Origin of the sequence: Mogibacterium diversum, assembly GCF_002998925.1 — a bacterium.
Classification (GTDB): domain Bacteria; phylum Bacillota; class Clostridia; order Peptostreptococcales; family Anaerovoracaceae; genus Mogibacterium; species Mogibacterium diversum.
The window spans coordinates 206167-218288 of the sequence record NZ_CP027228.1; the positions used below are offsets into that span (position 1 = coordinate 206167).

Annotated in this window: 15 protein-coding genes; 11 read left to right on the forward strand and 4 right to left on the reverse strand. The window is 43.0% G+C overall.

What is annotated here, in order from left to right:
• Positions 1–12 precede the first annotated feature (12 nt).
• The 4 genes from C5Q96_RS00940 to C5Q96_RS00955 all read left to right on the forward strand — a co-directional run bounded on the left by C5Q96_RS00940 (position 13) and on the right by C5Q96_RS00955 (position 3059).
• Positions 13–444, forward strand: a complete 432-nt coding sequence (locus C5Q96_RS00940) for a Fur family transcriptional regulator (protein ID WP_106056343.1) — start codon at positions 13–15, stop codon at positions 442–444.
• Between the two features lie 24 nt (positions 445–468).
• Positions 469–1827: an MATE family efflux transporter gene (locus C5Q96_RS00945; RefSeq protein WP_106056345.1), complete on the forward strand. Its 1359-nt coding sequence runs from the start codon at positions 469–471 to the stop codon at positions 1825–1827.
• Between the two features lie 40 nt (positions 1828–1867).
• Complete coding sequence (locus C5Q96_RS00950; RefSeq protein WP_106056347.1) at positions 1868–2116, forward strand: hypothetical protein; 249 nt, start codon at positions 1868–1870, stop codon at positions 2114–2116.
• A 235-nt stretch (positions 2117–2351) separates the two neighbouring features.
• On the forward strand, positions 2352–3059 hold the full coding sequence (locus C5Q96_RS00955; protein WP_106056349.1) for a queuosine precursor transporter: 708 nt from the start codon (positions 2352–2354) through the stop codon (positions 3057–3059).
• Between the two features lie 84 nt (positions 3060–3143).
• Here C5Q96_RS00955 and C5Q96_RS00960 read toward each other — a convergent pair whose 3' ends face one another.
• The 4 genes from C5Q96_RS00960 to C5Q96_RS00975 all read right to left on the reverse strand — a co-directional run bounded on the left by C5Q96_RS00960 (position 3144) and on the right by C5Q96_RS00975 (position 7241).
• Entirely contained in the window at positions 3144–3776 is a 633-nt protein-coding gene (locus C5Q96_RS00960; RefSeq protein WP_106056351.1) for an ECF transporter S component, read from the reverse strand.
• A gap of 243 nt (positions 3777–4019) precedes the next feature.
• A complete protein-coding gene (locus tag C5Q96_RS00965; protein WP_106056353.1) occupies positions 4020–4376 on the reverse strand; it encodes a cupin domain-containing protein in 357 nt (118 codons plus the stop codon).
• 112 nt (positions 4377–4488) lie between these two features.
• Positions 4489–5694: a class II aldolase/adducin family protein gene (locus C5Q96_RS00970; RefSeq protein ID WP_106056355.1), complete on the reverse strand. Its 1206-nt coding sequence runs from the start codon at positions 5692–5694 to the stop codon at positions 4489–4491.
• Positions 5695–5951: 257 nt separating this feature from the next.
• Positions 5952–7241 (reverse strand): glycosyltransferase family 4 protein, encoded by a 1290-nt coding sequence (locus C5Q96_RS00975; RefSeq protein ID WP_106056357.1) that lies wholly within the window; start codon positions 7239–7241, stop codon positions 5952–5954.
• A 192-nt stretch (positions 7242–7433) separates the two neighbouring features.
• Between C5Q96_RS00975 and C5Q96_RS00980 the strand changes: the two genes are divergently transcribed.
• The 7 genes from C5Q96_RS00980 to C5Q96_RS01010 all read left to right on the forward strand — a co-directional run bounded on the left by C5Q96_RS00980 (position 7434) and on the right by C5Q96_RS01010 (position 12122).
• A complete protein-coding gene (locus tag C5Q96_RS00980; RefSeq protein WP_106056359.1) occupies positions 7434–8174 on the forward strand; it encodes an IclR family transcriptional regulator in 741 nt (246 codons plus the stop codon).
• Between the two features lie 80 nt (positions 8175–8254).
• Positions 8255–8962, forward strand: a complete 708-nt coding sequence (locus C5Q96_RS00985; RefSeq protein ID WP_106056361.1) for a nucleotide-binding protein — start codon at positions 8255–8257, stop codon at positions 8960–8962.
• Between the two features lie 27 nt (positions 8963–8989).
• Positions 8990–9202, forward strand: coding sequence for a 4Fe-4S dicluster domain-containing protein (locus C5Q96_RS00990; RefSeq protein WP_205763999.1), 213 nt, complete (start codon positions 8990–8992; stop codon positions 9200–9202).
• A 14-nt stretch (positions 9203–9216) separates the two neighbouring features.
• Positions 9217–10296 carry a 3-methyl-2-oxobutanoate dehydrogenase subunit VorB gene (gene vorB, locus C5Q96_RS00995; RefSeq protein ID WP_106056365.1) on the forward strand — a complete coding sequence of 360 codons (1080 nt, stop codon included), beginning with the start codon at positions 9217–9219 and terminating at the stop codon, positions 10294–10296.
• Positions 10297–11049, forward strand: coding sequence for a thiamine pyrophosphate-dependent enzyme (locus C5Q96_RS01000; RefSeq protein ID WP_106056367.1), 753 nt, complete (start codon positions 10297–10299; stop codon positions 11047–11049).
• A gap of 11 nt (positions 11050–11060) precedes the next feature.
• On the forward strand, positions 11061–11609 hold the full coding sequence (locus C5Q96_RS01005) for a 2-oxoacid:acceptor oxidoreductase family protein (RefSeq protein WP_106056369.1): 549 nt from the start codon (positions 11061–11063) through the stop codon (positions 11607–11609).
• 285 nt (positions 11610–11894) lie between these two features.
• Positions 11895–12122, forward strand: a complete 228-nt coding sequence (locus tag C5Q96_RS01010; RefSeq protein WP_106056371.1) for an acyl carrier protein — start codon at positions 11895–11897, stop codon at positions 12120–12122.

The following is a 12122-nucleotide window of genomic DNA, read 5'->3' on the forward strand; positions in this document are numbered from 1 at the left end:
AGCGAGGATGAGATGGAATCGAAGAAGAGATATAAGACAAAACAGTACGATGAACTTGTCGAATACATATCGTCAATTCCCGGGCAGCATTTTACGGTGAACGAGCTGTATGTACACTTCGCTGGTAAGGATAAAGCGATAGGGGTCACAACATTGTACCGTCACCTGCAGAGGATGCTCGATGAAGGTATTGTAAGCAAATATGCAGTGGGAACGAATGGAGCCGCTTGCTTTGAGTATGTCGGTGATGGGGCACCTCACGAAGCTGTAAGTGCATATCACTGCAAGTGTGAAGGCTGTGGAAAGCTCATTCATGTTCACTGCGATAAGATTAAGGATATAGAGCAGCATCTGATTGAGGAGCATGGATTTAAAGTCGATCCGTTTCGCACGGTCTTTTATGGTATGTGCGAATCATGCATGGATAAATCTAAAGAAAGATAACTCTAGAGATAGAAGGGATTATAGATGAAATCAAATGATATGAGTGACCTCCTCCATGGCAGCATATGGAGGAAGGTCTTAATTTTTGCACTGCCACTAGCTCTTACTAGCGTGCTTCAGCAGTTATTTAGTGCAGCTGATGTAGCTGTCCTTGGGACTTTTGTCGGCAAAAATTCCATGGCTGCTGTAGGTAGTAACGCGCCTGTAGTAGGGCTAATGATTAATCTATTTGTTGGTATCTCTGTGGGCGCCAATGTCATGATGTCTAGGTATACAGGAGCTAACGATGCTGATGGGGTTAGTAGAACAGCACATACATCAGTGGTGCTAGCGCTGATTAGCGGCATAACGATTGCTGTTATTGGTAATATAATCGCAAATCCGATAGTAAATTTGCTTGGTGTTCCAGTTGATATAGCACCTTTAGCTATTAGATACCTGAGAATATACTTTTGCGGAATGCCATTTATAATGCTATACAACTTCCAGTCTGCAATATTTAGAAGCCAAGGTGATACGAGAACTCCTCTAATATGTCTTGCAATCTCTGGTCTTGTGAATGTCGCATTAAATCTATTCTTCGTTATAGTGGTAGGGATGGATGTAGAAGGCGTTGCTATCGCTACTGTTATAGCTGATGTTCTCAGCTCTTCACTTCTGTTCTATTTTCTAAAAAAGCATAGCGGAGCAGTACAAATTAGTTTAAATAAATTGCGGGTAGACAAGAAGATAACTGGCAATATTCTTAGAATCGGTATCCCATCTGGTATGCAAGGTATGGTATTTTCAATATCTAACCTCCTGATTCAGTCTGCAATTAACAGCCTCGGCACTGATGCAATGGCTGGCACAACTGCCGCCTTCAATATTGAGATTATGGCATACTTTATTTCAAATGCGTTTGGACAGGCTGCAGTTACGTTTGTAGGACAGAATCACGGAGCTTCAAATTATCGAAGGTGCAAAGATGTTGTCAAGCAGACATTAATCCTAAACTGGATCTCTATGATTATATTCGGAGCCACAGTAATCGTATTTGGTAGGGAGATGCTGAGTGTATTTAATGACGATATGGCAGTTATAAAATTCGGATATATAAGACTTGTTATCCTTATGGCAGGTGAGGTTTTGAATTCTACAATCGAGACCTTGTCTGGAGGCATGAGAGGATATGGATACTCGCTAAGCCCTGCAATAGTAACGCTCTTAGGAGTATGCGGATTTAGGATAATATGGATTTATACGTTCTTTAAATTTAACCCAACATGGATTAATCTAATGCTCGTGTATCCAGTGAGCTGGGCTGTCACAGCGTCAATGATGGTAATTGCATATAAAAGAACTCTCAATAAGGTCTTGCCTAAGGGGGATCTATTAGTCTAAAATGTAATAGCTAAGTCAAAGGGTTCGAAAGGAGATAGAGATGAGATTGCCTGCGCCGATTGAAAAATTCGCAGAACAATATTTTGTGCCACACGCTAGCGCTATAGTATGGGCAGCGATGCTAGTTATATTTGCGCTGTTCGGCTATGTATGTTATAGAGCTAGATCTAACAAACCACTGAGGTGGATTCTGCTTTTGGCACTTTTAGTATGGGCAGCAGTGCTCGTTCTACTCACCATAATCACTTTCGCAAGTGAGGAAGAAGCTTTTTCCTTTTTAAACGTTTAAGCTAAGTATAGAGACAATTTTATACAGCAGTTCGAAACCATCCTGCTTTATCAAAACTACGGGTACTAGGAATACGAAAGTAAGCCGGCGTTTTGTTTTGCGTCGGCTATTTATTTTGCTAATTTTACCAGCCGCAACTGTTTGGTAATAAGTGCTGTGAAGAATTACGATTGTCTTCTGGAGATTTGATGCAGAAAGGAGAGCTCGGTGTATAAATGAACCGAGCAAAAACAAAATGAGTAATGAATTACTACTAATTATCACCCTAATAGTTGAGTACAGTGCGGTTGTGCTCATGTACAAGTATCTTGGAAGAGACGGCCTCTACCTATGGACAGTACTAGCAACTATCACCGCCAACATTGAGGTTCTTATACTCGTAAAGGCGTTCGGCATGGAGATGACACTTGGAAACGTTCTCTTTGCTACTACTTTTTTGGTCACTGATATCGCTAGTGAGATATATGGAAAAAAAGATGCGCACAAAGCGGTACACCTAGGTGTAGCGACATCCATTGCGTTTGTGGTAATCAGCTCATCTTGGCTATTATATTCGCCGAGCTCAAGTGATTTCGCATCGCCTTCAATCAGGCAGATTTTTGCACATACGCCAAGACTTATGTTCGCAAGTCTAGCGGTATATATAATCGTTCAGTACTTTGATGTATGGCTATATCACAAGTGGTGGGATTTCACTAACAAGAGGTTTGGCAATAGAGATAGATTTTTATGGCTTCGTAATAACGGCTCGACCCTAGTCTCGCAGCTAGTGAATTCAGCGCTATATACGGTATTTGCTTTTGCGGGATTGTACGATACAAAGACCGTAATAACTCTAATATTCTCGACCTACATAATCTACATCGTGACGAGTCTCTGCGATACACCGTTTGTGTACCTATGCAGAGCGATAGCTCGGAAGAAGGGTGATATAACTGCATAAAAAATAGCCACGCATTGCGATATTTGCTTGCGTGGCTTTTTTATTTGTGTATCTAGCACAATAATTTGCTAGATTAAAGATTCTTTAAGCGTTTGTGTTTCCTGCGGTGCTATGTCCGAGATGCTTTGCTAGTGCTTTAGAGACTACTGTTCCGAGAATACAGCAAGTTACAGCTTCGATTAAGCCCTGAAGGCCAACGAGTGTAATTACGAAAGTAAGCGGATTGGTAGCACCAATCGTATGAGCCAGTTTCTGGATATAGTCTGTGTCGTAGAATGCAATTACTAGGAATCCCATGAAGAATAATGTGTTGAGCAAGGGAGCACTGATTGCTCCAATTGAGTATGCAATAGTGTGTCCTCTGAAGATTTTATTAACAATCTTGAATACTACGCCGGCTAAGAACCCCATGAAGATTCTTGTGATAACGCATAGTACAAATGTCTTAAATGGTGCGACTTGAAACAAAACTCCGCCCATTGCAGATGCGCCTGAAATAGCATCTACAAAGCTTGCGATGCCGAAGACTCCGCCGAGTATGGCTCCAGCGAGTGGTCCCATTAGTATCGCCCCGATAGCGACTGGAAGTGTGAGAAATGACATGTAGATTGGACCGATCGGCACACTGCCAAGCCCTGTAATCTTCATGACAAGTTCAACTGCAACGAGAAGCGCCAGTTGCGCAAGAAATTTAGGATTGGATAATTTATCCCTCATATTAACCTCCTTCTGCCGTTCCGTAAGGATACAGCGATGAGCCGGGTTGCCCCGAAGAAATGATTTGTAGGCAGGCACTGCTCTATGGAGTCTCTATCGTGCGGTATGCTACGATGATATCCGCGCAGTAATCTGCCCGTGAGATTATAACAACTTGAGAGCTACTTTACAACAAGCATTCTCGCAAAAAAATGGAATTAAGCTCAACACTCGCCTAATTCCAACAATGGATTTCTATAAAATTTATTCATAGATGATGAGGGCGACGAATTTTACTGGCTCATCCTTCTTGTTGGTCAGACTATGTCCCTCGCCAGGTCCAGTAAATGTGACATCACCTGCGCGCACAGTCTTTATAGTGCCGTTATCATTGTACTCAGCCTCGCCACTTTGGATGACATAAATTTCAGCATCTCCCTCGTGTACATGGTAACCTACACCGCAATCCTTTTCGAGAACATTCTCCTTAAAAAGTCGTCCTTTGCCTAGAAGCTCCTCGTCATTATCGATAATCTGCGTCGTAATCAGGTGACCAGGACCACCAAGTGCCTCTTCCTGAATATAGTGAGTCCTCTTTTCCTTAGTTTTAATCCAGCTCATTTTGATCCTCCATAAGTGAATAAGTCATTTTGATTAATTAAGTGTTGCTGTTAAATATTATATTTCATAAAAGATAAAATGGCATGCATCATATGCATGCCATCGTTTGGTTTTATTCTTCCTCGGCTCTTAGAAGTGGCTCGTTATAACCGAGCATGTTGCAAGCGGTATCCTCTATGGCATCTGCCATAACTGCAGCATTTTCCAGGCTAGTAGCACAGAAAATCGGACCTCGATTCGCAATCACGCAGATATTGTTGTGTCTTAGCTCCTTGAGTATACTTTCGATGAAATCAGGAGTATGTGGTTCGACGTGCTCGCTTGCGCTGACATCGCCGAGTAGCTGGTGAAGAGCAGGGTCTGTGATTTTGAAACCAACCTGAGCAGCTGCAAATACGGAAAGCCCGTGTGAATGTGTGCGGATTATCGCGTTCCAATCAGGGTGCTCTCTATAAATGGCAGCGTGCAAGTCAAATTCGCTTGAAGGCACGCGCTGTATGTGATCAAACGCCAGTGTGTTAACATCAACCTTCACTATGTCTTCGGCACGTAGTTTGTTGTACTCCATAGCTGAAGGAGTGATCAGCATCTCGTGATCATTAAGCCTAACAGAGAGATTTCCCCATGAACCATGGAAGAGGCCTTTGTCCTTGAGCTTATTTGCATAGTCAATCATGTTGTTGCGCACATCGAGTTCATCTGTTGAGATATTTACGAAATCAACATGTTTCTCAGAATTGACATTAGAATAGAGGTGATTATGCATCTGGCGAGTGCGCAGTGCCTCCTCAGCGGATAGATGCTTTATACCACCGATTTTATCTCCGTACATCTCTGCCTCGATACTCTTTTCGATAATCTTAACTATTGAAATCGCATCCTTCATATTGCTACTAGTGCTAAATATTCCTTTGCCTCGAACTAGGCAGCCTGCTCTGTCTTTTAATGCAGCAAGCAAGGATTTTGCTGTAGTGTCTTCAGCGATTTTTATATCAGTACCAACTATGCCAGCGAGGTCATAGAGCGCTGGTCTAAGCACATCTGCATCCTTGGAGAAAATTGCTGAAGGTTCCGTACATGCAAAGATCATGACGTTGATGTCCCTTCTAGTGCTCAGTATCTTGCCTGCATCACCGGAGCTCATATCGAAAAGCTGCAGATCTGAATCCTTGATAGTATCAAGAACTAAGCCTGGCCTCGACATGAGATATGTTCCGTTATCAACCCTAGCGATGATTGATCCGTATGCCTTCGTATATCTATCTGTAAAGTCTGAGGCATACTTAACAATAAGTTCCCTCACTTGTAATTCGTTCATTTCATACCTCTCTATACTATTTGTATTAGAGTAGTGCAGCCAGCTTGATAGCTCGAGCTACACTGATTATCTCTTTATTCCTAAATTTCCTAAATAAAATCCGCGATATAAGTATCCCGATAATTCTGTGAACACAAGTTGTATATCCATCCCCATACAAAGGTGTCCAGCTAAGATTTGGGCAATATATACATATGATATTATGTGTGAAATTATATCATCTAATGTGATTTTGAATGTGGAGAGAGCAAGGAAAGTTATACATATTTTAGAATAGCTTCTGTAACTCCATCCCACGATGCCTTGCTCGTATCTGGATATATATAATCTGGATCAAATCTCTTGCTACGTGCAAGCTTTAAAGCTGATATGAGACCATCCTTGAGCCGCTCCTTAAATGCAGGGATTTCGGACTCATATGGTTCGCCTGGAGCTCTCATCTCAGGCGGCTCTACCAAGACGGTATTGTCAGATATAATCTTGCTGGCCAGCCAGCTCTGTATGCCCGGCAGGCTGGTGCAGACGGGAATCGCGCCCGACGCCATCGCCTCTATTAGGACGAGAGGAAGGCCTTCATAGTATGAAGGGAGCACGAATATGTCGCTGGCTCTGAAGGCCGCAGCGAGCTCAGTCTGGGATAGCATGCCGAGGTAACGGGCTCTGAATGGTAGGGCTTTGAGCTCGCCTGCGTCGCCAGCGCGGAGCGCTGGCTTCCCCGAGAGGAGGCGCGCGATTCCCTTATCCTGACAGCCGCCGGCAAGCAGGAGCTCAAAATCGGGAATTTCGCTATCCTCATCCAGTTCAGCAAGGGCTTCTATAAGCGGAAAAATTCCCTTAGCCGTGCTGAGCTTGCCGGCATAGATGATTTTATACGGATCATCTGACCCTGACTTTTCCATATCTTCATCCATATTAAATATCTGCGAGTTATATCCGGTGCCGATAACTTTGATCTTGCCTTCAGCTATGCCGTAAAGCTCGATAATCTGATTCTTCTGTTCTTCATGAAGAGCAAAGATTCCGTCAAGCTTCCTTATCCCAGAGATGATAGAATCACGCCTGAACGGACAGTTCTGAAACTGCCTTATGTCGGAGCCGTGCGAGATACCATAGATTTTGCCATGAAATGAACCTGGTGCAAACTCTTTGACCATGTCAGGAAGCATGGAAGTGAGCAAGAATAGGTGATGGCAGAGGATTACATCTGGATCGAGCTCTCTTATAGCTCTACCGATAGCTTTTCCAAAAGCGCTATAAAGCATATCTGCCATATCATCAGTGAGGGAATTGTATAGCGTAGAAGGGTATGGCATAACATCTGACATGCCAAGCACTTCAAACGGTAATTCTCCCCTAGAATCCTCGTGTGAATAATATACAGGGTAGGTGCGTACAGAAGGAGGAAATTCGAATAAGTCATCTTCATATACCCCAGCAACTACAGCCTGTTCATGACCTGCTCTGTCAAAAGATTTGACGAGCTCCGTCAAGTATACGCCGCTACCGGTTGAGTGCGGCTTTTGAGTGCTAATACTTAATATTTTCATAATGTTTATATTGTCTTATAAGTAAATTGCGGTGTCAATATCAATTGAAGAACTTAAAATTCTATCAACCAATATTTTCCGTATAACGAATTTGCTGCTCGAAATACGGAAAAATTTCGCCTGTTAATGTTGACTAACTTAATGCTAAAGAGTATATTTTGAATTGTAAAAAGGCAGTGAAAGGAAGACATCATGGCAGAGCGCAATAGTTCACTTGAAAAAGCGTTAAAGGTGCTTGATTTATACCAATCTCAAAGCCGATTGACCTTGACGTCTATAGCTCAGCAAACGGGACTTTCCAACGCTGCTATAAGCAGAATTCTCAATTCGCTTGAGGAGATGAAGTACATCTACAAGGATAAAATCGATGGTGGTTATTATCTTACAGATAGAGTGTTCACCTTGAGTCGAAATACTAATATACAGAAGCAGATAGTCAATATGCTAGATGAACCGGTGGCTAGACTATGTAGGAAATGCGGTCTGGCGGTGACTGTATCGGTGCGTGAAGGGCTAAAGTCATATATAGCGATTCGTAAGAATCCATATACTGGCGTTGCCGTAGTGGTTAGCTCTGAGGAGATGATGAGTCTAAACTTGACAGCGGCAGGGAAAGTGCTCACTGCATTTTCCGGTGAATCGGATAAATTAGCCGAAGAGATTGATTACATAAGGCTCACACACAAGAGTATCGTAGACAAAGACGAGTATAAAACACTCCTCGAAGAGGTTAAGGAAAGCAGACTCGCCTATGATATGGAAGAAGTCACAGAGGGACTCGTATGTGTAGCGGCGCCTGTACTTTCAACGGATGGAACAGCAGTCTGTGCAATTAGCGTCAGTGGGTATAAAGAGAGGATGGTCAGAAGCCTTTACTCGATAATCCCAAGGCTGCAGGACACAGCTTCTGAATGCGAGAATTTATTTAGATAGTTAAAACTGATTTACTTTACACAATCTCGCTGTTTATCTTGTGACATTGTGTGAAAGAAGTTTTTAGATGAGGTAGTAGGATGAGCATTTTCTACGAGATGGATAAGGATTTCGGAGATCTCCTCAAAGAGAAGAAGAATTTTCTCTTTATAGGAGAGGCTGGAAGCGGTAAGAGTGAGATCGTTCTCAATGTTGCAGCAAAGCTTGCTGAACAGACTGGTGCAAAGGTTCAGGTATTCGATATGGACCAGAGTAAACCGCTATACCGCTCTAGAGATATGAAGGATGCATTCGCCCAGAAGGGTGTGGAGATAAATTATCAGCTGCAATTTCTCGATGCACCGACTGTAGTCGGTGGCGTTGCTGAATCGCTTATGAACAAGGACGTGTATACAGTCCTTGATATCGGCGGTGGTCACAATGCATCGAGAGTTGTAGGAGTGTACGCACACTTGCTAAAGGATGACGATACAGTTCCAGTTTACGTCATCAATCCGTACAGACCTTGGACGAAGAGTCTAAAGGCGATTGATGAGACTATGAGCGATATTGTCACTGCGGCTAGGCTGAATCGCATCTATATTCTTGGTAACCCTAACCTAGGTTACCAGACGAGTGCAGAAGAATTCATGGAAGGACTTGCTAGGCTCGACGAGATGCTCGGCGGAATAGTTACTGTCGGAAGTTTCGTTGTGAGGGATGAGATATTTGACGAAGTCAAGAATATGACTGACAGACATCTATTCCCAATCGAGTTGTTCCTGACGTATTCGTGGGTTGATCGCTAAAACATTTTATTTAAGGAGGTAATGTTGATGGCTAAAGGTAGAGTTGAAATCAATGCTGAGGCTTGCAAATCTTGCCAGTATTGCGTGATTTCATGTCCAAAGAAAGTCCTCGTTATCGGTGAGAATGTTAACTCTAAGGGTTACCCTTATTCAGTTGCAGCTACACCAGAGGCTTGCATCGGTTGCGCAATGTGTGCACAGATGTGTCCAGAGGATTGTATTGAGGTTTGGAGAGATTAGTAAGGAGGAGCAATATGGCAGAACGTGTATTTATGAAAGGCTGCGAAGCGATTGCAGAGGCAGCTGTAAGAGCAGGATGTCGTTTCTTTGCTGGTTATCCAATCACACCACAGAACGAAATTCCTGAGTATATGGCAAGAAGAATGCCAGAAGTAGGTGGAAGCTTTGTACAGGGTGAATCCGAGGTTGCATCTGTAAACATGCTTTACGGTGCTGTTTCGACTGGAATCAGAGCGATGAGCTCTTCATCCAGCTGCGGAATCAGCTTGTACTCAGAGGGTATCTCCTTCTGCGCATCCGCTAGACTACCAGCAGTATATGTAAACGTACAGAGAGGTGGTCCTGGAATCGGTGCTATCCAGCCAGCTCAGCAGGATTACCTTCAGGCAACTAAGGCTTCTGGAAACGGTGGTTTCAGAATGATCGTACTCGCTCCAGCAACTGTTCAGGAGTGCGTAGATATGGTATATAAGGCATTTGACTATGCTGAGAGAGACCAGAATCCAGTACTCATCCTCACAGATGGAGTTATGGGAACAATCATGGAGCCAGTAGTTCTTCCTCCAATGAAGACACCTGAAGAGATTGCAGAACTAAGAGATGCATTCAACTATAGAGCTATAGTGGGTCACCCAGTAGGTGAGAACGCATTCTGCAGACCTGGTTCTGTTGGAACAGGACAGGAAGCTGTTAATATCGAAGCAGATAAGCTCTACAGAACCTGGGACAAGGATGTTGAGTACGAGGAGCTTGAGACAGAGGATGCTGAGATTATCATCGCAGCATACGGAATCTCCGCTCGTATCGGAAAGGTTGTCGTAAGAGAGCTAAGAAAAGAAGGAGTTAAGATTGGTATGATCAGACCTATCAAGCTTTCTCCATTCCCATATGAAGCATTTGAGAATCTAGACTTTAACAGAGTAAAGGGTATTCTCAATGTCGAGATGTCCATCCCTGCTCAGATGAGATGGGACGTGGATCATGCAGTTAAGGGCAGAACAGTTATCAAGGAGTGCCTAAGATCCGGTGGTCAGCTTCTGACTAATGATCAGGTAATGGAAGCTGCTCGCGAACTGATTAAGGAGGTACTATAGATGGCAAAAGTTTATTCAAGAACTAAGGGAATTCTTCCTGATACAGTATCCGGATTCTGTCCGGGATGCATGCACGGTACTGTGCATAAGCTAATCGGTGAAGCGGCAGAAGAACTAGGTAAGCTCGATAAGCTCGTAAGAGTTGAGGGTGTAGGTTGCTGCGGACTCGGTCAGTTCTACGTTGCTCATGATGCTACTATCGCTGCTCACGGAAGAGCTTGCGCTGTAGCTACAGGAATCAAGAGATCATCCCCTGATTCACTTGTATACACATATCAGGGTGATGGAGACCTTGCTTCCATCGGACTTGCAGAGACTATGTCAGCTGCTAACAGAGGAGAGAACTTCACAGTAATCTTCGTTAACAACGGAATTTACGGTATGACTGGTGGACAGATGGCGCCAACAACTCTTATCGGCATGAACTCCACAACTACACCAGAGGGTAGAGAGCCGGATCTTCACGGATATCCAATGCACATCGTTGAAATTCTCAACCAGCTAACAGCTCCTTACTATCTAGAAAGAGTTTCTTGCAACACTCCTCAGAACGTAATCAAGGCTCGTAAGGCAATCAAGAAAGCGTTCCAGTATCAGCTTGAAGGCAGAGGTTTCTCCCTTGTAGAGATCGTTACATCTTGCCCAACAAACTGGGGAATGAGCACGCTTGATTCACTGAAGTTCCTCGAGAAGGATATGTTTGATGAGTACCCTCTAGGTCTCGTTAGAGACAAGGGCGCAGAAGCTAAATAGGGAGGTTTAGAATGGAAAGAAATTTGATGATTGCCGGATTCGGCGGACAGGGTGTAATGACCATGGGAAAGCTTCTTTCGGAAGCTACATGTCAGTCAACAGACCTTAATGTAACATTCTTCCCTTCTTATGGCGCAGCTATGAGAGGTGGTACAGCAAACTGTTACGTTGTAATTTCTGATGATGAAATCGGTGCACCTGTATCTAACAGTGTAGATGACCTTGTTGTAATGAATGGACCTTCACTACACAAGTTCCTTCCAACTCTTAAGAAGGGTGGTACATTGTTCATTAACAGCTCAATCGTAAAGGATCCTATTGATAGAGATGACATCACTGTGGTATCTGTTCCAGTTACAGAGATGGCTCTCGAGATGGGTAACCCAAGAGTTCTTAACATCATTATGCTTGGAGCTTACATTGGATACTCTAATGCAGTACCTGAGCAGGTTATTTATGATGGAATTCACCACAAGTTTGAGCACAAGCCAAAGGTAATTCCACTAAATGATAAGGCTTTCAAGACAGGTCTTGATATTGGTGCTGAAGCTAGACAGTAATGGCATACGCTAGGTAATGGGCGTATATTGATAATCCATAAAGTATGAGGAGAGATGGCTGAATTTCAGCCATCTTTTCTTTTTTTGAAAAAAATAAAAATTTTAATCTGAGGCTTTTAAACGTTGAAATTCAGCTATTTTTAAAGCAAAAAAAGAATTGCACACAAAATTTTCACTTGACGAAAGTAGCTAAGGCAAATAAAATAGTAAAAAAATAATAGATAAAATTATTTAACTAAATTATTTTATCAAATACAGAGATTAAGAGAAAAAGGAGTAAATGATATGACTTTTGAACAGCTAAAGGAACTAATTTGCGAGAATTTTGGTGTTAGTGAGGATAAGGTAACTGAGACTGCAGACCTTCAGGAGGATTTAAAGCTTGACTCGCTAGATGCTGTAGAACTTTCGATGATGATGGAAGAAGCTCATGGAGTTTCAATTCCTGAGGAAAAATTCCCAGAGTGCAAGACTATTGCAGATGTGCTGAAGTTCGCAAATGGTGGTAACTAA

Bases quoted from the DNA above. Each gene is read 5' to 3' on its own strand.
- C5Q96_RS00950 (WP_106056347.1), top strand. From the start codon at position 1,868: ATGAGATTGCCTGCGCCGATTGAAAAATTCGCAGAACAATATTTTGTG.
- C5Q96_RS01005 (WP_106056369.1), top strand. From the start codon at position 11,061: ATGGAAAGAAATTTGATGATTGCCGGATTCGGCGGACAGGGTGTAATG.
- C5Q96_RS00980 (WP_106056359.1), top strand. From the start codon at position 7,434: ATGGCAGAGCGCAATAGTTCACTTGAAAAAGCGTTAAAGGTGCTTGAT.
- C5Q96_RS00965 (WP_106056353.1), bottom strand. From the start codon at position 4,376: ATGAGCTGGATTAAAACTAAGGAAAAGAGGACTCACTATATTCAGGAA.
- C5Q96_RS01000 (WP_106056367.1), top strand. From the start codon at position 10,297: ATGGCAAAAGTTTATTCAAGAACTAAGGGAATTCTTCCTGATACAGTA.
- C5Q96_RS01010 (WP_106056371.1), top strand. From the start codon at position 11,895: ATGACTTTTGAACAGCTAAAGGAACTAATTTGCGAGAATTTTGGTGTT.
- vorB (WP_106056365.1), top strand. From the start codon at position 9,217: ATGGCAGAACGTGTATTTATGAAAGGCTGCGAAGCGATTGCAGAGGCA.
- C5Q96_RS00975 (WP_106056357.1), bottom strand. From the start codon at position 7,241: ATGAAAATATTAAGTATTAGCACTCAAAAGCCGCACTCAACCGGTAGC.
- C5Q96_RS00960 (WP_106056351.1), bottom strand. From the start codon at position 3,776: ATGAGGGATAAATTATCCAATCCTAAATTTCTTGCGCAACTGGCGCTT.
- C5Q96_RS00990 (WP_205763999.1), top strand. From the start codon at position 8,990: ATGGCTAAAGGTAGAGTTGAAATCAATGCTGAGGCTTGCAAATCTTGC.
- C5Q96_RS00985 (WP_106056361.1), top strand. From the start codon at position 8,255: ATGAGCATTTTCTACGAGATGGATAAGGATTTCGGAGATCTCCTCAAA.
- C5Q96_RS00940 (WP_106056343.1), top strand. From the start codon at position 13: ATGGAATCGAAGAAGAGATATAAGACAAAACAGTACGATGAACTTGTC.
- C5Q96_RS00945 (WP_106056345.1), top strand. From the start codon at position 469: ATGAAATCAAATGATATGAGTGACCTCCTCCATGGCAGCATATGGAGG.
- C5Q96_RS00955 (WP_106056349.1), top strand. From the start codon at position 2,352: ATGAGTAATGAATTACTACTAATTATCACCCTAATAGTTGAGTACAGT.
- C5Q96_RS00970 (WP_106056355.1), bottom strand. From the start codon at position 5,694: ATGAACGAATTACAAGTGAGGGAACTTATTGTTAAGTATGCCTCAGAC.